The following is a 20625-nucleotide window of genomic DNA, read 5'->3' on the forward strand; positions in this document are numbered from 1 at the left end:
TCATAGGCAATTACTTATTACTTTCAACTAGCAAATTTACGATAATATCCAGCTGTTGTTCCACAGAGATCGGATCACTGTAAAGAAATTGATCAAAATCAATAGGATAAACTTTACCCGATTTCCCTGCCGGTGTATGCCGGATAAGCTTTTCCGCTTCCTTCATTTCTTGCTCCGCCCCTTTATTTACAGCGAGGAGTAACCGGTCACCTATGAAATCAGGGATTACCTCCGCAGATATTTCCCACGTTTCTCCGTTAATGACGTCAGCCTCTACTTTTTTCGTTGGCTTCAAGCCTAAATATTTGTAGATGATGTTGCCTCCCAGATTGGTATCACCATAAATATAAAACGCGCCCGGACGAACATTCAGAATTGAGAAGGTTTCATCATCTCCAATGAGCGGGCTAATCTTCTCCTTGTAATCGGCTACTTTTGCCGCAAATGTCTCATTCCACTGCTTGGCTTCCTCCTGCTTGCCGAGAATATCGCCAAACATTGCGACATCCTTAATCGGATCATTGTACTGCTCCACAACAATCGTTGGTGCGATTTTGCTGAGCGCTTCGTACCCGCCCTCAAATACTTCCGCAAATGGTCCAGTAGTAACAATCAGATCAGGCTCCAGCGCCAAAATTTTCTCCGCATCAGGCGGAACGCCAACATCTCCAATATCGGATACATCGCTTAGCAACGGATTTTTCAGAACGAAGCTAGTCGTGCCTACCGGCTTCACCCCAAGCGCCATTAGTTCTCCCAAATGAAATAGACTGACCACACGCTGCGGTTTCACCGGAATTTCTGTTTGAACCTTCAAATGCTCATAGATACGCGTTTCCGCAGTTGTGCTGTTCGCAGCAGCAGTATCATCTGTTGATGCAGGCAAGGAGGTTGGCGTACCTGTATTGCTGCCTGCCTGACATGCGCTCAGAAGCAAGGCTGTGCATAATAGCATCATTGCTCCAAACGTTGGTCTTGAAAATCTGAACATCGATGTGTCCCCTTCCCCACTCTGTTGATAATAAATCTCATTCTCATTATGGGAAACTAGCTTTGGAGTTACAATAGACGAATTTAACAAACGGAATGGATTATACTGAACAGACTGCCGATTGTCCTCACGATACTGAAGCGGAGAGCTTCCCGTGTGCTTTTTGAATAAGCGGCTGAAATAATAAACATCGGTATAGCCAACGCTGCTCGCTATTTCTTGAATACGAGCCTCTGACCGCAGCAAGTACTGCTTCGACTTATGGATACGGATATGAATCAGATATTCAATTGGACCTAATCCGATCTGGCTTTTGAACAATCGAGACAAGTAGCTCGCGCTGCAGCTGTACATTCCGGCCAACTCCTCAACAGCAATCGGCTTCTTGTAATGCTCATGAATATATTGAATCGCTTCGGTTACGATATTAGGCCTGCTGTTCTGCAGGGCTAGCGTGCGGATCTGACGCATGACCTCAAATACAAATGGAAGAAAGATAGACTGTGCCTGCAGCTTGTCAATCGAAGCGGATTGCTGCCACAAGCGAAACATGGTTTGACACTTTTCCTGAAGAGGCAGCAGCGCATAAGGAGTGAAAGCATAGGATTTATAGAAAAAGCTTTCTTGATCTTCAAGCGGAACACACTCGGCTTTATACAGGATCATATAGCAGCCAAAGTCATTTCCCAACGGCGTAATGTCTAGCTCCGCCCCCTTCCCTCCGTGCAAAACGTGGGGTCCTCGGGCCCTGTGGACCGTTCCCGATAGACTGACTCTTGCCTCGCCGTGGGTAGTAACTAGAAAAAAGCTGGTATGCGCCACATAACGATCAGGCAGCGTTCCATTGTCCATACGGTATTGTTGAATATCCAGTAATTTAGCAGCGGTCTGGCTCCACCGTTCGATATGGGCTTCCCAATCCATACTTTCTTCCCCTCTCACTGTATTGGCAGCTAGAAATAGCTTAGCAGGCCTTGCTCCCATCAAAAACTCAAACTATTAAGCCATTGGGTCAATGCCGAAAGCGGCCCCATTCTAACCTCTTCTTCAACAGAAATCGCATCCTCAGGGTAGTCTGTTATGATACCATCGACACCCATGCTGAAGAATCGTCCCATGCTGTCTGTGCTATTTACGGTCCAGACATAGAGCCGCTTGTGATGCCGTCTGACCGAAGCGATGACCGATTCTTTAACCATATATTCTTCCATCACGACAAAATCGGCATTAATCTGCCCCATATCCGGAACACCGGCGAACATAATATAACCCACCTGAAGCTCAGGTGCCGCGGCTTTGACTTGCTGCACGATTTCATAATCCAGCGACTGCACAACACATTCCTGTTCAAAATCATTCTCGCGGACGATCCTTGTAAAGGTATCCACCAGATTTTTTTCCATACCATGTGTTTTGATTTCAATGTTCAGTTTGATTTTGCCTCTAGCCATATTCATCACTTCTGCCAGACTGCTGATTCGTCCTGTGAGGTCCCCCTGCTTCACTTCCAGCTTACGCAATTCATCCATGGTCAGGTCATACACCTGTGCATGGGTACCTGTCAGACGCTTCAAATTGGTATCATGAATGACGGCAAGGTCGCCGTCCTTCGTTTCTAATACGTCGATTTCCGCAAAATCCGCCTTCGCATCAATAGCACCCTGTATGGCTTCAATCGTATTCTCCGGCCCCTTAGAAACGTAGCCCCGATGGGCCATAATCTCGACCTTTTTATCTGCCATCTGTATTTCATTAAAGGCCGGCAGCAGGGCAAGTGCCGCTGCAACAACGGTAATGGAGCCAAGTACGATAATCTTCCTTTTATGCTTATGCAGCAATCCTTTCCCCGTGAAAAGATCTTTCAAACCCCTGGACTCCGGAAGCTGCAGCACGGCATGGCCCGGGTCCGCTTTCACCATGTAAAGCCGAGTAATCGTGGCCATATAAAGTGGCATAGAAAATAGAGTAGCCAGATAGAAGGATAGTAAAGCACTCTTCAAAGCGACGACTCGCACAACGCCAGTAAATACCGTCTGCCGCTCCCATAGGGTGTATAGAAGACCAACAGCTCCCACAATAACTAGAGCCAGCAAAAGAACAACTAGCAGATATAGCAGCAGCACCGACAGCATGACGACTGCTATGCGGATATGTCTTTTTTTAAGAAGTGCAGCACTTTTTCTCGCCGCCTTCCGAAAGCCTGCTACCCCCTCGATCACTACAAAATGAAGCAAGAAGGTCCAGCGAACATTGAAGTACAATATAACCCCCAATACGCCGATAAGCAGCAGTGTTCCCTTGCCTGTTTTCACCAGCTCTCCCGTAATAAAATTCGGAATGGCCAAAGAGGGCAGCAGCGAAGAGCCAAGGCCTGCACCAAGCGGAAGAAACAACAGCAGATAGACCGCCATCCCCAGAAAACCATATTTAAACAGGGACGGAAGATAGGATAGCGACTGTAAAAACGCCGGAACCAGTCCGACCCGCTGCCTTTTGTGACCGTAATACGACAGAATAATTAGAACCGAGAATTCTATAAAAATGAGCAGTGTGGCGACAGGAATCAGAATCAGCATGCATAATAGGCCATACTTGCTCATTGCAAATTGCAGCAGCTCGTAATTGGTAGCTCCAGCAAACCCGCCTAAGCGGAGAAATCCGCGAAATATGGCGGAAATAGCCGGAATAAATATAAATAACGTTAACGTCTTATACAGAAGCTCGAAAATTAGAATTTCCCGGTATGAAAAAGCAAGAATCCGAAATATATCAGTAATCTGCTTATGTAAGGGAATCTTTGATGACTTGTTCATTATTGTACACCTGCTTATTGAAGAATCGTTCATGAGCTAGCAGACTTTAGAAATGCCAGATGGTTTATTCTTATTTTAGCAAAAGATCGAAGAACATTGTAATACGGGGTGATCCCTTTCATTATCGTTTCCCTGAAACAGCAAAAATCGCTACCTCAGGAGGTAGCGGATTTACATTTAACCGTTTATAACGAAAATCAAACCTATGCCGATGAAGAGACACAAGGGGGAGTACAATAATGTGTCCCATTTGGCAAACAAGGTTCCTTTCTGTTTCTTAAAGAAGCCAATCCAGCGAAAATCCCCAACGGTTCGCAGGAGGAATACGCCTGATAAAATCCATCCTCCATAACGAAATAACCAATCAGGGAATATCAGCCTCTCCATAACTTCTCCAAGCTCTAACACAAACAAACCCGCTGCTGCTAGTGCCACCGCTACAACGGCTGTAGCCATTTTGGTCGGCCGAAAATTTATTTTCGAACCATCACTTGGAATCGCCGCCAGAAGCCCTCTCCTCCCGCCTGCCACCCAGTACAGATGAATTCCGCTCAATACAAACAGAATGATGCCTATAACCCCAGCGAAGATACTCGCCATCATACTCCCCCCTTATATCCCCAGTAATTGCGCCCGCAGCATGCTAATATGAAGATTTAGTTCTTCATCATCAACCTGACTCTGCTTGAAACGTTCATACCATCCCAAATAATAGTGATATAGAAGATGAGACTTTTGCTCCGCAGCTTCGGGATCCAATCCAGCTTTTCTAAAGAGTGCCGCAGCATAGCTCATTCTCGTTTGCTCGATCGTTTCAAGCATGGTATGAAAGGCTGGCGCCTCCGCACTCAGCTTCCTTAAATAAAATAAAAAATCGCCTTTTCGTGTCACAGAGAACATCTGGATCAGCATCCCCGTAATTTGATCCTCTGCCTTCTCAGGCTCGGATGAATTTAGGATAACCTGTTGTGTCGATAATTCGACCCATCGTTCTATCAATCGTGATATAAACTCATTCCGGTTTTTGAAGTACCAATAGAAGCTGCTCTTGCTGCAGCCCAACTCTATAGCCATTTTTTCAATGACTAAGCCATTTACTCCGCCTTCTGCAAATTGCCTCATTCCTATTTCAATCCATTGAAGTTCAGTGACAATAACTTTTGGAATCCTGCTCGCCCCCTCTTCTGTACGATACCGTCTAGAAAGAGTTTACTTGAATTCTCTGAAGCTTGCAATATCTGTACGGCATCGTCCATAAAATCGCCCCCTTTTCTACGCAAAAAAGCCAGCCTTCTGCGGCTGGCCTCGACACTTCTGCTTATTGCTTATTATTTAATTGCTTATTCAGCTCTCTGAACCGCTCGTTGTGAGAAGAAACATAAGCCATTCCGGGCGCTTCCGGATCAAGATACCGTTTCGCGCTATTGATGGCCAGAGCCGCATCATTGAATGCACCGGCAATCAGCCTCACCTTGCTCTTATGCGTAACACAGTCGCCTGCACCAAAGATGCCCGCCATGTTCGTCTCCGCTTGCTCATTCACAATCAGCCCATTTTCACCAATATGAAGCCCCCAATTTAAGAGTGACCCGTAGTTACCTCTATAGCCATGATTGATAATGACAGCATCAACGTCCAGCCGCTCGGTTTCATTGGTCGTCATATGAGCAATTGTAACCTGCCGAACTTGCTCTCCTTGTCCATGCAATTGAATAATTTGATAGGGTGTTCGGATATTCGTCAATTCATGAATACTGGCTACATTCCGTTCCATAGCCCGAAATTCACTGCTGCGATGAACAACCGTTACACGCTCCGCCACTTCAGCAAGCTCAAGCGCCCAATCCACTGCTGAATTGCCGCCGCCGGAGATGAGTACATGCTTATTACGAAAGCTATTTACATCCTGAACCGTATAATAAAGGTTGGTGAGCTCATACCGGTCCGCACCTTCAATATCCAGCTTCTGCAGCTCTGTAATCCCGCGTCCAGCAGCTATAATAACCGTTCTAGTGTAATGCTGTTGCCCTGTGTTCGTCTTTAATGTGAAGGTTCCATCTGCCTGACGCTGCAGATCGTCCACCCGTTGATTAAACACAAGTGTCGGTTCAAAGGTTAACGCTTGACCCGCGAGATATGAAATTAGCTTATCGCAGCGAATAGGGGGAATACCGCCTACATCCCAAATCGTCTTTTCCGAGTAGGTATGCAGAAATCCGCCCAACTCCCCTGATCCCTCTATCAGCTTAATCTTCATATTACGCATGCCGCCGTAAAATGCTGCATACATACCAGCCGGTCCGCCGCCAATGATCGTGACATCGTACAGCTCATCGTTATTCATAATCCGTAATCTCCTTTTTGCTGGCCGACTTTACTATTGCTGTTTGCCTTCAAATATGGAGACAACTTCATCTATTGCATAACTATCGGCAAGCGGAGCCATACCCAGATTAAACCACTCCTTGCCTCCGACCATATAAACGTGATTCGCTTTGACAGCTTTCATGTTTTTCCACAATGAGCTGTTCAGTATGTGAGAATATTTCTCCTGCAGCTCAGCCTTTGTCTCATCATCAAGCTGTACAATGATATGGTCAGCATCATACTCCGGAAGCACTTCCAGCGAAACGGTCAGCGTAGACTCATTCTGCGGGTAGTTATCGACTGGTTTTAGACCCAATTGATTATGAATAAAATGGCCTCGGTCAATATTCGGTCCATTAATAATGATGCCATTGTCCATTATCCGCAAATACAGCACGGTCTCATCCTTAACCAGTTCGTCAAGCCGCGCTTTCGCTTTCGCTTCTTTATCTTTCAAATCTTCAATAACTTTCTCAGCTGCATCCTGCTTACCCAGAACTTCGCCAATATCTCGAAGTTCATCTCTCCAGTCATCTCGTTGCGGCAGAAGCACGGTTGGTGCAATTGCGGACAGCTGATCATAATCCTTCTCAGACCACCATGCAGGGGCAAGAATCAAATCCGGCTCACTATCCAAAATCATTTCGAAATTTGGTGTTTTTGCAATTCCCATTTTCACCGTATCTTTAAACGGCTGCTCCAGATAACTCTGAAATTCCTCATGATAATTTTGCACAGCAACCGGAGTTACGCCTAGCGCGTACAAAAACTCGGGATAGACAACAGAAAGTCCAATCACCCGCTTAGGCTCGGCTGGAATTTTAATCTCTCCCTTTTCACTCTTCACCATTCTCGTCGTTGGACTGGAAGGACTTGCTGCAGGATCCGTCGCATTGGACGACGAAGCAGGTGATTCTGATCCAGAAGCAGTACCTTCCCCCTTATTGTTGACAGCACCGCACGCCGTTCCTACCAGCATTAACACCATTATAAATAAACCAATCTTCCACTTGTGTTTCATTTACTAATCCCCCTACTACTATTTGTAATGAAAACATCTACTAAACGCAGTCAATAGATGTTGATTATCATTATCATTAGTTAGTAGTATAGTTCATTTTCTTATGAGGTAATACTGATGAAACGGACTTTATTTCATGTACGATCCCGCCACAGCTTCAGCACCTCGTCGAGCATCAGCTCATTGGTAAAGGCCGTATACTCGGTCCATGGATAAACCGGCAGCACATCCACACGACCATTTCGAACTGCTGGAATAGCGCGCCATTGCTCCGATCGCATAAGCGATTGCTTGCTTATTGTTGGATGGACGTTCTCATCTACGAACAGCAATAACCGATCGGCATGATACTTACCCACCTGAGCAATTGTAATCTGCCGATTCTTCTCGATGTCTTCGACACCTGCTGCTGGCTGCATGCGTAAATCATCATAAAATACAGTACTTACGCTTCTTCTCCCTAGAATTTCGGCCCCTGCTCCGTTAATTCTCAATACAAGGAGGCGATCCCCATGAATGTCCGGTGTGATCTGCTCAGCTACAAAACGAGCCCTCCGTTCGTAATGCTCAAGCCAAGCATCCGCTGCGCCTCTTTTGTTAAGAAACTGAGCGATAAGAGTCAAATGGCTGCGCCAATCCATTTCCTCACCAGGAAGCAGTAACACAGGTGCAATATTCCGAAGACCTGCTTCCTCCTCCATAGTTGTCAGATTATCCAAACCAATAATGAAGTCGGGAGCCGCAAGCTTAAGCTCTGTTAATTTTAGCGAAGTATCTGTGCTTAAGGGCAGAACGTTATTCCGTTCGAACTTTCTATTATAATAATCGGTCCATGGATGATCGGAGGGTGCAGCGCAAGCTATAACCTTCAGTGCAAGCAATTGCCCGATAATCGCTGGATGGTAGGCTACGATTCTCAACTTGCAATTTCTCATAAACGCTGCGGGAGGAATGCCTGATACCTGTGTGAATTTCCGTCTAAAGTAGGCATCATCATGGTAACCAACATGCCTTGCAATATCCTTGAGCCGGTATTGCCCGCCTGAACGCATAAGCTGCTGTGCCTGACTAATTCGATAAATGGTCAAATATTCAATCGCACTGCAGCCATATCTTTTTTTGAACAGCCTCATAAAATGCCTTTCGCTCATCCCCGCAACTTTGGTCAAGTGCTCGATCTTTAAATCCAATTGATAGTGCTCTTCAATGTAGCGTTTTGTATGCTCAAGCGCGGCTTCCGAATCACGTTCCTTCAGCAGCAGAGCATCTTCCAAAATCATATACAACAGCTCTTGAAAATAAATTTGCCCGCGGAAACGTTTCAGCACGTCTTCATCTCTGCGCAGATGTTCAGCAATCCGTTCGCATAATACGATTATGGATACTGGCGATGAAGCAATGACCTCCCCTTTTACAGGAAAAGACTCCTCTTGTCTCACTCTATCTGTGTAGTCGCCAGTGACGCCATCATCACTAATTACATCGAAACGCAATTCATAAAAACCGCGCTCATCAAAAGACTGGAGGAACCCTTCAACAAGTTGTCCAGGTGAACACACATAGCTCCTGCCCTCACGCAACTCAATAAAACGCCCATCAATCGTTAGCCAGCCTTGACCGCTCGCGACGACTATCATCATATAGGATTTAAGAAACTGTACTCTTAGCTCCCACTCATTTGAACTGTTCTTTCTATTTATATGCTTCATCTCTCTAACCTTAAAGCACATACCTTCAAGGGAAGCATAGACATGGTTTCCAGCATTCTGTTTCTTGTTACACAAGGAAGCTCACCCGCCCTGGTTTATCGATCTCACGCTACCTAAATCCTGTACTGATTGTAGCACGAACTAGTTGCAAGCGTGGAATCGTAATGTTTTCCTTTGGACTGCGGCGAGTTCCTTGTGGCTCTACAAGATGGCCCGTTAACTATTCTATTTTAATCAAACTAAACTTAGGAGGTTCCCAGCCCTTTGGGAAATCATTCTCTATAGTCTGTAATAGTAATGAAGACAAATTAAAACTAGGCTTAACTTCTACTAAAATAGATTCTGACCAGATAGCTATGATCGTCACTTCGCTGGAATTAATAATTGATTTCCAAATCTTAACGAGAAGGTCATGAATACTAGCATAGATTAATTCTGAATAAGTAATGGGATATAATCTTCTTCCCATAAGACTCTGTCCTTCTAGTAGTAAACGATGAGCCAAAGTTCCCTTGTGATCTTTAGTTACAGAATTTACAGTCTTTAAATATTTAACTGTAGAATGATACCCTTGACCTTTAACCCCGCTTTGATATTCGTCTTGGTATTCCTTCGACTCCAAGAGATTTGCCCACATATACATAGATAAATCTTCAAACCTGCAAAGTTATATATTTCTGCCTTGAAGATCCATTATAGAGGTTAAGGTTTCAATATCTATTCTAAGTTTGTTAGATACTCTAGAGATAGCGTTTATAGGAGTAGCTTCAAAATAAAAATCAGGAAAATGGCCTTTACTTAAAACTTCTAACTTTTCTATTTTAGACTCCACAGATCTATAGTTGATACAAAGCTGATAAAGCTCTGGATTTATTTCCTCTATTATTCTTGAAACCTGAGAAATTCTTGATACATTGATCCCTTCGGAGATCGCATACCTTTTTTAATCATAGGTAGAAAAACCATCTTTGGCCCCTCCTATAATTTCGTTAATTTTATTCAGGTATCTTTTCCTTAGACTCTCGGTGAGGAAGTAGAAGCTCTGCATCCGCATCTCTGACAATTTTATCGGCGTGAATATCATCCTTCTAAACTCATCAAATACGATTTTCAAATCAGCCCCCAAACCAAAATTAGGGTCCAATTGCAATTTTCTTATTGGTATGTCATCAGGATCAAATTCGCTTCCTCCAAGGCCATCTATATGAGTCATACGGCAGCTCTCTCCCCTTGGTTTATATATTTACGATCCAATAAATTCCTATTTAGGATTCACCATCACTTGTAAATAATCCTCCCTATAAATGACTGAAACAGTAAAAATCCACAACCTTGTGTGGTTGTGGATTTTCATGGTGGAGGCGAGGGCGCTTCTAGCGTCGACGACATGCCGTCTGATGTTCCAATATAATAGACTGTCATACACTGTTACATTTCGAATACACAAAAAAGGATTCGAGCTGCGGATAATGGCCTCGAATCATTTTTTGTGTATAATCAGTCGTAACGGATTTTAATGTTTTATGCGTTAGCTTCAGTGACGCTATTGGAAACGAATGCAGCCCACTTTGCATTTACACCATTGGAACAATGGAATGAGATGGTATAATCACCACCGCGCATTCCTCGCGGATAATTCGTCGTACTTCTCCATGTATATGCTTGTCCTGCCGGTATAGTTGCTGCAATATACTCTAACCCTGATGAGTGTGACATCGTAACAGTTAGATTGCTTGTACCATTGTTTAGGAAGTAGAATTTACCATGTCCGTAACCAGCGGGAACCGAGAAATAAGCGGGGACGGTAGAAGTAGCAGCGCTCACAGCTGTGAGCGGCTGTTGGTTACCAACAGCGAACGGAATAACAATTGGTGGCGTTGTCTCATCTGCCGAATTTAGCTGGCTAACTGCTGCTGGAATCGCCAAAGTTGCGGCTAGTGCTAAGGAGAAAAATGCGGATCTTGCTTTGTTTCTCATTTACCATAAACTCCCTCATACAGTAGAATGTTGTATATTAAATATTAACATTATACTTTCTTTTCAGAAAAATAAATGAAAAAAATGGTAAAAAGTAAAAAGGAAGCTGAACCGCCGATCCCTTCCGATTCCTGATATTCTCCTGTCTGAATCATTTATTGTTCCTGTTATTAGCAGTATCAACATCAGGAACAATTTCAAGTCAACGGTGACACAACAACAAATCATCATCGGATGCGATGGATGTGAGATGGAATAGGATTAAATCTTAGTTGGCTAGTAAGGAACTTTTTTTATACATTTTTATGTATATAAATGAATAACGTGCATGAATGACTGCATAAACGGCTGTATATCGGTGCAGAGAAGTGAACAGTCGCTGAAATCCCTTGATACATAAGGATTCTTGACAAAACTACTATCTCGCAAAATATGAATTTTGTGAAGTAGTCAGGCCCTTCTCCAACCCCTGTCCGAAGACAACTTAACACAGGATCTACCAAAACTTTCGATCAGACATCTGGAGAAGTTTTAGCTTCGTTTAATTTTTTGCAGCTCATCCAAGAGAGCAGGCCTATTCCGATAAGTGAGACACAACTGCTCAATGATTCTTTCCGCATGTTCTCCTCCGCCTGCCTTGATAAGATGACGAATAATTCCACATACTTTACGATACTCATTTCGATTCGAAGACTGGGCCGTTTGCTCCAATATGAACTGCGTAAACAATAGAAAAACTTCCTCTGCATGCTCACTGATGAGATGAGGATAGTATTCCAATAAGGCCCGTTTGTGCTTACCAACATATTTCAGCAGTCTTAGCGTCTGTTTTTCTTCAACAAGTATCCGAGTGTATAAGGATGACGTACTCCAATCACTATTATCTTCTAGTTCATCTAATAGCCCCTCGTATCCCGCTTCCCATTCATCCTTGCTATATAATTGTTTTAATCGCAAGTAATAGCTATGCTCACCCGATAATACAAATTCTTTTGCAAGTTCAATTTGTTGGTCCACTTGATGAGTAAGCTCATAAATTTCGTAGCGGTACTTTTTCCATTGATCAACAAGACCCCAATAACCTTTACGCGTATCTTGTCGTTCTCCTTGCTCGACCAGTTCTAGCGCTTTATCAAATTGGAGATCTTTTATTGCGGTCTCAATTGCCATTTTGCGAAAAGCCGTAAAGTGGAGATGATCTTGTAAAAACAATAAGGCCTGGCTGTCTCCTTCAAGCCTTTGAATGACTTGATATCGAAGCGAAGCTGCTTCCTCCACAAAATAGGAACCATATGAAGATTGGCTTCTCTCATGACTTTCCAATTCTCCAATCAGCTTGCTCCACAAATCTTTTTCTGCTGCATTCGTTATTAAGCAAGCGGCGCTTTTCAGGAGAGACAACTGCCACTCATTCCAGCCCTCTAAGCTTTTATGAAGCACTTCTTTCAAGAGCAGTAGAAACAGAGCGGGGCGATCCTTAGTAGAACCATGTTCAATTTGGCTAGCCGCAAGATGTATAACATGCAAGCATTCCTTAATTAGATCGCCTACATAGCCATTAGAATCATCACATGACTGCAATAAATCTACTATCTCATGCATAATGCAAAAACTAATTTCAGCCGCGCGAAGGTGATGGCCGCGTTCTAGCTGCTCCTCTGCCTTCTCCAATATTTGACTAGCACCCTCTATGGCGGAGTAAACATTACGATAAGCAACAAAGCCATGACGATCAGAGAATTTCTTAATAGAAGAACGAATGATTTTTTTATACTGATTTAATCCCTCTTTACTATCGGCATCTATGAATTTTAAAGAGAGTGCTTGCTTCACTTCCTCCATTTCATCATAGAAATCAACAAGCATCGTGATCAACTCATCCTTACTGAGCTTGGACAATTGGTCAGCGATATTCTTTTTAGGAGCAGGCTTGTTTTTAGGGGAAGACTGCGTATTTTCCTTATTGAAAAATTCGTCTCTGATTTCCAACAGCACAGCTGCTGCATGCTTACATACTGGGCCTTTATCATAAGGACAATCGCACAGTATACTGTTCACTTCGCCACGTGAATCAAGCTCAATCTCCACTTCGTAGAGCTCACTGCCCTCCACTTCGGCATGATAAAACCGCGGCTTGATTTCTTCTAGTGAAAGGATATGGCCGTTTTCCCGATAGGCTTCCCCTCGCTCAACAATTATCGGATCGATCCTATTCTCAATCTGTTTCAGCTTGATGCCAATCACCCGGCTTTCTTTAATTGTCTATCCCTATACTAACTAGCCAAACAAGAGTTGGGCAATGGCTAAATTTTGAATTAAACCTCTGCAAAAATAGAAAAACTGCACCTCCACTTGCTAGACGGCGTCTAACAATCGAGGTGCAGCTCACAACTTAGGAAAGAATGCTTCTTCATTTTGTCTCAACGTTAGCCAATTCGGCCTTCTTTTCTGACTCAACCTCGTCGATAATCTCATTCTCCCTATAATAGTCCTTCAATTCATCTTGGACGCTCTGCTCGGCTAACGGCACCTTGTCACGGTAAGCAGCCCGAGTAATCACATGAGCGGCTACTGGAGCTGTCAAAAATACAAAGAAGATTCCCAGAATGAGGCGAATGCTGAAGAAACCGTCGGATATGATGAAATACAGCAAGGTTCCAAGCAACGCACACAGTACACCAAGCGTAGAACTTTTAGAGGCTGCATGAGATCTTGTGTACACATCGGGGAGCCGTACAATCCCGATTGCGCTGATCAAGCTGAAAATCGCTCCGATGAGGATGAGGACGGCCCCGACTACTTCACCTATTTCATCGCTTGCGTTCAATAACAACACCTCTTTCAATAAATCTGGCAAAGGCAACCGTTCCAATAAACGAAAGGATTCCGATCAGCAATATGAGGTCGAAAAAGGCATGCGTGTGCAGCAGCACAGAGAATACGGCAGTACTGGCGATCAGATTAATACCGATGGAATCCAGCGCTTGAACGCGGTCTGCACTGGATGGCCCTTTAATGATCCGATATAAATTGGCTAGTATGGCCAGTGTTAAAATACATAATGCAATGACCAGCACCGTCTTGAATATCATTTTCTCGTCACATCCTTTATCGCTTTTTCAAAGACAGATTTAGATTTTAATACAGAATCCTTGGATTCGGGCATGTTCAGACCGTGAATGTACAGCACCTTTGAATCAGGGCTCACTTCCATAATGACTGAACCTGGCGTTAAGCAAATTAATAAGGACAGGAGCGTAATTTCCAAATCCCCCTCCAAATCCGTTTCCACCTTGAAAATTCCCGGCTTCACATCGATTTTAGGACGGAGCACGTGCTTCATAACCATCATCGCAGATATATTCAGCTCATGGATAAACAGAATGAACAGCTTGCCGATTGCGATTAACGTAAACAGATAAAACGGCGTTTTAAAGAACCGGCGGATGCACATTAAAATAAACAGACCAACAAGGTAACCGCTGATAAAGTTTAATATGCTCATCTCCTCTTGCAGAAACATCCACAAGTAGGCAATGAATATGTTGAGTAGCACCTGAACGGGCATGGCTGTTTCCCCCTTTATTCAAACACGGCCTTAATATACAAATTTGGATTGAGCAATTCCTCCGCAGCTTGAGTCACATAGCCTGTAATCGCCTCAGCGCCGATTCCCATAGCAACACTAGCCACCGTCAACAGAGCGATCGGGAACAATAAGCCTTTCGTCGTCCCTTTCTCCTCTTCAGCACTCAGAATCGTTTCACCCCAAAAAGCGTTCATAAACAATTTGATCATCGCATAAAGAATCAATAAGCTGGTCAGCAGTCCGATTCCTCCAAGCCAATAATAACCGGCTTCAAAGACACCTTGCGTCGTAAATACTTTGCCAAGAAAACCGCTCAACGGAGGAATACCAACCATAGACAAAGCCGCGATAAAGAACATCCAGCCTAACAGCGGGTGAAGACGAATCAAGCCGCTAATTTTCTTCAAGTCGCTTGTTCCTGTCAGATGAACAATCGTTCCCCCAATTAAAAATACAAGCCCCTTAATAAGCATATCGTGAATCAAATAATAGATAGAACCCGCTATACCAGTCGTTGTTAAAGAGACGAGCCCGGCCATAATAAATCCGACACTTATGACCACATTATAGGTTAATATTTTTCTCAAATCCCAATAACCAATTGCTCCAAGTCCGCCTAAAATCATCGTAATTGCGGCAAGTATCCCGATAAACAGATGAGTAATCTGCGGTTCATGATAAAAGATGAGCGTAAACATTCTGAAAATAGCGTAGACCCCTACCTTAGTGAGTAACGCAGCGAAAATAGCAGCAATTGCTGTTGGCGGGACGCTGTATGATCCCGGCAGCCAGAAAAAGAGCAATAATCCGGCCTTCATAGCGAACACGATCAAGAATAATAAGGCGACGGTCGTAATTAACCCGTCCTGACCAATCTCTGCGATCCGCAGTGATAAGTGAGCGAGGTTCAATGTACCCGTCATCGAATATAAATAGGCAATGCCGATCAAGAAGAACGCAGAAGCAATAATGTTTGTGAAAATATACTTCAGCGACTCGCGAAGCTGCCTCTGTGTGCCCCCCAATGCGATGAGTACATAGGAAGCAACGAGAAACAATTCGAAAAAGACATATAAATTGAACAAATCCCCAGTCAAGAACGAACCATTGACACCTGTAATCAAAAACAAAAATAGCGGATAGAAATACAGTTTTTCTTGCTTTCGTCCAATTGATGAAAAGGCATAGATCAGGCAGCCCACTGCGACAATTGAAGTAGCCAAGAGCAGCAAAGCACTGAACATATCACCCACGAAGCTAATACCGTAAGGCGCTTCCCAGCCGCCCAGCTGTATCGATTGAATACCGCCTTCTTTGATCCGATTCATCAATAGAACGGCAATGACGCCAGTGCTTAACAAGGCAACCAGGCTAAGAATCCGCTGAAGCATTATATTTTTCTGGAATATAATAAGAACCATACCCGTCAACAAAGGAATGATAACCGGTGCGATCAACAAATTATTCATTCTCATTTCCCCTTAATTGCTCCATGTCATCCGTCCCGAAGCTTTTATAGGCACGGTAACTTAGAACGAGTACTACTGCTGTCACGGCAAAATTAATGACGATCGCAGTTAATATCAAGGCTTGAGGAATCGCGTCCGCAAAGCCTGCGGCTTTCTCTCCCAGCAGCGGGGCGCTCCCCCGCTTCAGCCCGCCGGAAGTAATGATCAGCAAATTGACGGAATGACCCACAATCGACGCTCCGAGTACAATCCGCAGCAGCTGCTTCGATAGAATCAAATAGGTCCCAATAGATATTAGAATGCCGACGAGTATGACCATTAATGTCTCCATATTAACGATCCTCACTTATGCTTAGAATGATATTGACTGCGGTGCCTATGACAGCTAGAGCGACTCCAGTATCAAAAATCAAGGCAGAGGCGAGCTCGGTATTCCCGAAGATCGGCAAATCATAATAGCCGAAGGTCTGCGTTAGAAAAGGTTTGCCGAATATGACGCCCGCCATTCCAGTGCCAATCGCTATTAGCACACCAATCGCCGCCAGCTTCTTGAAATCAACTCGGATATTTTCCCTGACCTTATCCACCCCGAAAGAAAGATAGAGCAGGACAATAGCCGATGACATGCTCAGTCCCCCAATAAATCCCCCTCCCGGATGATGATGACCGTTCATAAATAAATAGATGGAAAAGGTCAATATGATCACGGCAGCTACTCGGGTTACGCTTTTCAATATCACATCATTCGTTTTCATGTTGTTCCCTCCCTTTGGAACGCTGGTGAACCAGTATATAGACACCTAGCCCTGCAACGGCCAACACGGATATTTCCAGCATCGTATCGAAGCCGCGGAAGTCCACTAATATCGCATTGACAATATTTTTGGCGCCCGCCAGCTTGTAGGAATTTTCAAAAAACGAGGTAATCGGTTCAAACAACTTATGTCCGTTCGCGGACAATGCGAGCAGCGTCACCGTTAACCCCATCGCGATCGATATAATCAGGTTCGTCAGCTTGAAAGGAATACGTTCAATCCCTTTCTTCAGCTTCGGCAAATGATAGAAGCACAATAGGAACAGCAGCGTACTCACGGTCTCCACCACCATTTGCGTCAATGCAAGGTCTGGAGCTCTGAAGATCACGAAGAACATCGCAACCATATAGCCTAACGCGCCAAGTGCAACGATAGCCACGATACGATTGCCGGCAAATAAGACTGTACCAGCGGCAATCACCATCCCAAGCACAAGTCCGATATCAAAAATGCTGATGGCTGCATCATTGGAGAAATCGAACTGGAATCCATAAAGCAGCAGCAACGAACTTACCAGCACGATGACAAAGAATGCAAACGTGTAGATCAGATAATGTCTCAGCGAGCCTGTCATATACCCATTCGTCAAGGATGCCGAGAGCCTCTCCGTACCGGATAAACCCTTATTGTACCAATGATTCAACGTTAATCCTTGCGGATAATTGCGCATAGCCTGAATCCATCGCTTCGAAGATTTGAAGAGCAGAAGGCCGATAACAATAACACCGATTGTCATGATAAGTTCTATATTGAGCCCATGCCATGGGCTGATTTTCAGGTCGTAAGGAGATGGCGTCATCGTCGGTAAAATCGCGGATAATGCCGGGGTGAGTATATACTTGCCCAATACATTGGGGAAAAAGAAAATGAGTATAACGAGTACCGCCAAAATAGCTGGTGAAATTAGCATTCCCCAAGGCGCTTCATGCACTTTTCGAGTCAATTTTTCAGGACGGTATTGTCCGCCAAAGGTTTTGAAAATAAAGATCATACAATAAACAAAAGTAAAGATGCTGGCTACCCAAGCAATGATCGGGAACAGAATACCGATGCTGCCCAGACCGAAAATACCGGCTTTGGACACATCATTCACCGCTGCAAAAAACATTTCCTTGCTCAAAAACCCGTTAAACGGCGGTAGTCCCGCCATAGATAAACCGCCAATTAAAGCGATCGTAAACGTAATCGGCATGACTTGCATCAAACCGCCTAAATAGCGAATATCCCGCCGGCCTGTCTCATGGTCAAGAATGCCCACAACCATAAACAAACTGCCTTTAAAGGTGGAATGATTAAATAAATGGAACAAGGCAGCAAAGGCAGCTACCGTGAAGATCGTGCTGCTCTCGCCAGGTCCAAAGTAGACTGCCAAAGAGCCAACACCAAGCAAGCACATGATTAATCCCAATTGACTAATTGTAGAATAAGCTAACATCGCCTTTAGATCGGTCTGTCTGAGCGCCGTCAACGAACCATACAGCAGTGTAATGATGCCAATCCCGGCCACCAGCCAGAACCACACAGAGCTGCCTCCGAAAATCGGAGTCATACGCGCCACTACATAAATACCAGCCTTGACCATTGTCGCCGAGTGAAGGTAACTGCTTACCGGAGTTGGTGCCTCCATCGCGTCCGGCAGCCAAATGCCAAATGGAAATTGCGCCGATTTCGTAAATGCGCCAAGCAAGATACATAGCATCGCAGGAATAAACAATCCATGGCTTTGTATGACATCCAGATTCGCAATCATTTCACGAATGCTGTAAGTATCCGCCATCATGATCATCATAATAAACCCGGCTAACATGCCAAATCCGCCAAGGACAGTAATTAATAGCGCCTTGAGAGCACCTTGACGAGAGCTCTTGCGCTCATACCAATAGGAGATTAATAAGAAGGAAGAAACACTGGTTAACTCCCAGAATCCATACAGGACTAAGAGGTTATCGGAGAATACTACGCCCAGCATAGCGCCCATGAACATGAGCAAATAAATATAGAAGTTATGGAGCGCCTCTCGAGCTTTTGACATATAGAATATAGAATATACAATGACCAAGCTGCCGACACCGCTGATGAGGAGACCAAATAGCAGACTGAGCCCATCCACAAAGGAGACAATATTCACATTAAGGGACGGAATCCAGGATAATGTGTATTTGTAGGTGTCACCAGCTGCCACGCTGGGTATATACTGTACCAAATAGATAAAAATAGATAAGGGTACAAGTAAAACAAACCATCCCGTATGAACGAAGCGATTGAAATACTTATATAGGAAGGGAACAAGTATTGCACTAATCAACGGGAGAAAAATATAGGTATAAAACATAGTCAAGCATACTCCTCCTTATTCATGACTTCTGTTTCCGTATCTACAGGTTGACTCTTCTCGCAACATCCACTATAGTCTTACATAGTTTATGGAGTCCTAATACAAACATTGAGGTGAGATACTTAAAGTGATTAACGTATATAATGAGAGCATTCTTGTTTGCGTTTATTATGGTCCCAATAGCGAAAGACTAATCAAACGTGGCTGTGCAATCGCTAATATAATGAAAGCTCCGCTGTATATATTGACCATTGACCCAAAACCATTCGACGAGCTGGATGCCGAAAAACTATTCTATATCGAACAATGGAAAGAATATGCTCACGCTAACGCTACGGCTCAATTCATCATGAAGGATAATGAAAACCGCCCTGTTTCTAAGGTTATTGCAGAGGTAGCTAGAGATAACAACATTACACAGATCATTCTGGGTCAGACTGCGCACAGCAGATGGGAGCAAATTACGAAGGGCTCCATCATTAATACTTTGGTGCGCGAGATTCCCTTTGTCGATCTGCATATCGTTTCCGTTGCCCGTTATATTCGGGATGAAGAAGGCAATTATCAAAAGGGAATTCGTGCGTATTTGGTCAAAGACGGCAAACAATTTCAATTAAGCTTCCGTCACGGAAAAGATACAGAATATGAAGGTATTTTCTTCAAAGAAGTGGATACCGATTTCGATAACGGCATTTTCCGCTTTATGAAAGATGCTTCAACCCTGCATGTTCTCGTAATTGACGGGGTTGTTACAGAACTAACAAATGTAGATATCAATACAGCATTGGGTCTGGACGACTCTTTAAATAAATAAAAGCAGCCTTCTCCGCATATTCCAAGCGGAGATTTTTTTGTTTTTTTCAAAGCACAGATCATTTATAAATTAACATCCACTTTAATGACCCGCTTCTCCGTCTTGTCAATTCCCAGATACTTCAACGTCTCTGCCGTGGAATGATGATGCAAAATCGACTTTAAGATGGAGATGGCAACTCCTCTATAGTACGCATGGTAGCCAAAAGTCTTCCGAAGCGTATGGGTGCCGATTTTCTCCGATATTCCTACCTCCCTTGCCGAGTGGTTAATAATCCGGTACGCCTGCTGACGGGTGATGGGACGACAATCCTTTTTGGATTTAAACAAATAATCCCCAGGTTGCCACTCTTCGCTTGATAAATACTCGTCTAGTATCTCCGCGATCTTATGGTTTAAGTAATAGGCCTTTTCTTCTCCTGTCTTTTCATCCTTAATATAAAGGAACGGTTTAGCATTCTGGCCATCCCAAACGTCCTGTACAGTAAGACTGAGCAAATCAAGAAGACTAATCCCGGTGTTAATGCCCAATACAAAAAGCAGCAGATCCCTTACGGAGTGTTTTCTCAACTCCTCTTTCATCGCTTGTATGGTTTTGACGTCCCGAATTGGATTAACAAATTGCACAGAGAATCCCTCCGAATAATGTTACTTAATTTAAGGGTATCAGATATTAAGTAACATCACAATTAAAAATTCAGTTAATTTAAGAAAAAAATTTGACGA

Annotated in this window: 20 protein-coding genes; 1 reads left to right on the plus strand and 19 read right to left on the minus strand. The window is 43.9% G+C overall.

What is annotated here, in order from left to right; translation table 11 throughout:
- Positions 1–10 precede the first annotated feature (10 nt).
- The 18 genes from TY10_RS22795 to TY10_RS22880 form a co-directional block, all read right to left on the minus strand.
- The gene (locus tag TY10_RS22795) at positions 11–1915 is read right to left on the minus strand and encodes an AraC family transcriptional regulator (RefSeq protein WP_042168733.1); all 1905 of its coding nucleotides are present in this window, start codon (positions 1913–1915) and stop codon (positions 11–13) included.
- Between the two features lie 59 nt (positions 1916–1974).
- Positions 1975–3804 (minus strand): glycerophosphoryl diester phosphodiesterase membrane domain-containing protein, encoded by a 1830-nt coding sequence (locus TY10_RS22800; protein WP_052350722.1) that lies wholly within the window; start codon positions 3802–3804, stop codon positions 1975–1977.
- A gap of 177 nt (positions 3805–3981) precedes the next feature.
- On the minus strand, positions 3982–4407 hold the full coding sequence (locus TY10_RS22805; protein ID WP_238327927.1) for a DUF3995 domain-containing protein: 426 nt from the start codon (positions 4405–4407) through the stop codon (positions 3982–3984).
- A gap of 9 nt (positions 4408–4416) precedes the next feature.
- Positions 4417–4926: a TetR/AcrR family transcriptional regulator gene (locus TY10_RS22810; protein WP_042168737.1), complete on the minus strand. Its 510-nt coding sequence runs from the start codon at positions 4924–4926 to the stop codon at positions 4417–4419.
- Positions 4927–5122: 196 nt separating this feature from the next.
- Positions 5123–6148 (minus strand): NAD(P)/FAD-dependent oxidoreductase, encoded by a 1026-nt coding sequence (locus TY10_RS22815; RefSeq protein ID WP_042168740.1) that lies wholly within the window; start codon positions 6146–6148, stop codon positions 5123–5125.
- 33 nt (positions 6149–6181) lie between these two features.
- Positions 6182–7192: an ABC transporter substrate-binding protein gene (locus TY10_RS22820; protein ID WP_042168743.1), complete on the minus strand. Its 1011-nt coding sequence runs from the start codon at positions 7190–7192 to the stop codon at positions 6182–6184.
- 134 nt (positions 7193–7326) lie between these two features.
- Complete coding sequence (locus TY10_RS22825) at positions 7327–8772, minus strand: helix-turn-helix domain-containing protein (protein WP_162160674.1); 1446 nt, start codon at positions 8770–8772, stop codon at positions 7327–7329.
- A 349-nt stretch (positions 8773–9121) separates the two neighbouring features.
- Complete coding sequence (locus TY10_RS22830) at positions 9122–9544, minus strand: hypothetical protein (protein ID WP_042168747.1); 423 nt, start codon at positions 9542–9544, stop codon at positions 9122–9124.
- 300 nt (positions 9545–9844) lie between these two features.
- A complete protein-coding gene (locus TY10_RS22835; protein WP_042168750.1) occupies positions 9845–10114 on the minus strand; it encodes a hypothetical protein in 270 nt (89 codons plus the stop codon).
- 308 nt (positions 10115–10422) lie between these two features.
- Positions 10423–10878 (minus strand): hypothetical protein, encoded by a 456-nt coding sequence (locus TY10_RS29170; protein ID WP_052350723.1) that lies wholly within the window; start codon positions 10876–10878, stop codon positions 10423–10425.
- 531 nt (positions 10879–11409) lie between these two features.
- On the minus strand, positions 11410–13122 hold the full coding sequence (locus TY10_RS22845) for an SWIM zinc finger family protein (RefSeq protein WP_042168753.1): 1713 nt from the start codon (positions 13120–13122) through the stop codon (positions 11410–11412).
- A 166-nt stretch (positions 13123–13288) separates the two neighbouring features.
- The gene (locus tag TY10_RS22850) at positions 13289–13705 is read right to left on the minus strand and encodes a Na+/H+ antiporter subunit G (RefSeq protein ID WP_042168756.1); all 417 of its coding nucleotides are present in this window, start codon (positions 13703–13705) and stop codon (positions 13289–13291) included.
- On the minus strand, positions 13689–13970 hold the full coding sequence (locus tag TY10_RS22855; protein WP_042168760.1) for a Na(+)/H(+) antiporter subunit F1: 282 nt from the start codon (positions 13968–13970) through the stop codon (positions 13689–13691). The genes TY10_RS22850 and TY10_RS22855 overlap by 17 nt, the downstream gene beginning before the upstream one ends.
- Entirely contained in the window at positions 13967–14446 is a 480-nt protein-coding gene (locus tag TY10_RS22860; protein WP_042168763.1) for a Na+/H+ antiporter subunit E, read from the minus strand. The genes TY10_RS22855 and TY10_RS22860 overlap by 4 nt, the downstream gene beginning before the upstream one ends.
- Positions 14447–14460: 14 nt before the next feature.
- The gene (locus tag TY10_RS22865; protein WP_042168766.1) at positions 14461–15936 is read right to left on the minus strand and encodes a Na+/H+ antiporter subunit D; all 1476 of its coding nucleotides are present in this window, start codon (positions 15934–15936) and stop codon (positions 14461–14463) included.
- Positions 15929–16267 (minus strand): Na(+)/H(+) antiporter subunit C, encoded by a 339-nt coding sequence (locus tag TY10_RS22870; protein ID WP_042168769.1) that lies wholly within the window; start codon positions 16265–16267, stop codon positions 15929–15931. The genes TY10_RS22865 and TY10_RS22870 overlap by 8 nt, the downstream gene beginning before the upstream one ends.
- Position 16268: 1 nt before the next feature.
- On the minus strand, positions 16269–16691 hold the full coding sequence (locus TY10_RS22875; protein ID WP_042168771.1) for a Na(+)/H(+) antiporter subunit B: 423 nt from the start codon (positions 16689–16691) through the stop codon (positions 16269–16271).
- Positions 16678–19083 carry a Na+/H+ antiporter subunit A gene (locus tag TY10_RS22880; protein ID WP_042168773.1) on the minus strand — a complete coding sequence of 802 codons (2406 nt, stop codon included), beginning with the start codon at positions 19081–19083 and terminating at the stop codon, positions 16678–16680. The genes TY10_RS22875 and TY10_RS22880 overlap by 14 nt, the downstream gene beginning before the upstream one ends.
- A gap of 130 nt (positions 19084–19213) precedes the next feature.
- Here TY10_RS22880 and TY10_RS22885 point away from each other — a divergent pair, with 130 nt between their 5' ends.
- Positions 19214–19900, plus strand: coding sequence for a universal stress protein (locus TY10_RS22885; RefSeq protein ID WP_042168775.1), 687 nt, complete (start codon positions 19214–19216; stop codon positions 19898–19900).
- A gap of 62 nt (positions 19901–19962) precedes the next feature.
- Here the strand turns inward: TY10_RS22885 and TY10_RS22890 are convergent, their stop codons facing one another.
- Positions 19963–20526 carry a tyrosine-type recombinase/integrase gene (locus TY10_RS22890; protein WP_042168778.1) on the minus strand — a complete coding sequence of 188 codons (564 nt, stop codon included), beginning with the start codon at positions 20524–20526 and terminating at the stop codon, positions 19963–19965.
- Between the last annotated feature and the right edge of the window lie 99 nt (positions 20527–20625).

Source organism: Paenibacillus gorillae, from assembly GCF_000513275.1.
GTDB classification, from domain to species: domain Bacteria; phylum Bacillota; class Bacilli; order Paenibacillales; family Paenibacillaceae; genus Pristimantibacillus; species Pristimantibacillus gorillae.

Excerpts from the sequence above, each read along its gene's own strand:
- TY10_RS22795 (WP_042168733.1), bottom strand. The coding sequence starts at position 1,915 with ATGGATTGGGAAGCCCATATCGAACGGTGGAGCCAGACCGCTGCTAAA.
- TY10_RS22800 (WP_052350722.1), bottom strand. The coding sequence starts at position 3,804 with ATGAACAAGTCATCAAAGATTCCCTTACATAAGCAGATTACTGATATA.
- TY10_RS22805 (WP_238327927.1), bottom strand. The coding sequence starts at position 4,407 with ATGATGGCGAGTATCTTCGCTGGGGTTATAGGCATCATTCTGTTTGTA.
- TY10_RS22810 (WP_042168737.1), bottom strand. The coding sequence starts at position 4,926 with ATGAGGCAATTTGCAGAAGGCGGAGTAAATGGCTTAGTCATTGAAAAA.
- TY10_RS22815 (WP_042168740.1), bottom strand. The coding sequence starts at position 6,148 with ATGAATAACGATGAGCTGTACGATGTCACGATCATTGGCGGCGGACCG.
- TY10_RS22820 (WP_042168743.1), bottom strand. The coding sequence starts at position 7,192 with ATGAAACACAAGTGGAAGATTGGTTTATTTATAATGGTGTTAATGCTG.
- TY10_RS22830 (WP_042168747.1), bottom strand. The coding sequence starts at position 9,544 with ATGTATATGTGGGCAAATCTCTTGGAGTCGAAGGAATACCAAGACGAA.
- TY10_RS22835 (WP_042168750.1), bottom strand. The coding sequence starts at position 10,114 with ATGACTCATATAGATGGCCTTGGAGGAAGCGAATTTGATCCTGATGAC.
- TY10_RS29170 (WP_052350723.1), bottom strand. The coding sequence starts at position 10,878 with ATGAGAAACAAAGCAAGATCCGCATTTTTCTCCTTAGCACTAGCCGCA.
- TY10_RS22855 (WP_042168760.1), bottom strand. The coding sequence starts at position 13,970 with ATGATATTCAAGACGGTGCTGGTCATTGCATTATGTATTTTAACACTG.
- TY10_RS22860 (WP_042168763.1), bottom strand. The coding sequence starts at position 14,446 with ATGCCCGTTCAGGTGCTACTCAACATATTCATTGCCTACTTGTGGATG.
- TY10_RS22865 (WP_042168766.1), bottom strand. The coding sequence starts at position 15,936 with ATGAATAATTTGTTGATCGCACCGGTTATCATTCCTTTGTTGACGGGT.
- TY10_RS22870 (WP_042168769.1), bottom strand. The coding sequence starts at position 16,267 with ATGGAGACATTAATGGTCATACTCGTCGGCATTCTAATATCTATTGGG.
- TY10_RS22875 (WP_042168771.1), bottom strand. The coding sequence starts at position 16,691 with ATGAAAACGAATGATGTGATATTGAAAAGCGTAACCCGAGTAGCTGCC.
- TY10_RS22880 (WP_042168773.1), bottom strand. The coding sequence starts at position 19,083 with ATGTTTTATACCTATATTTTTCTCCCGTTGATTAGTGCAATACTTGTT.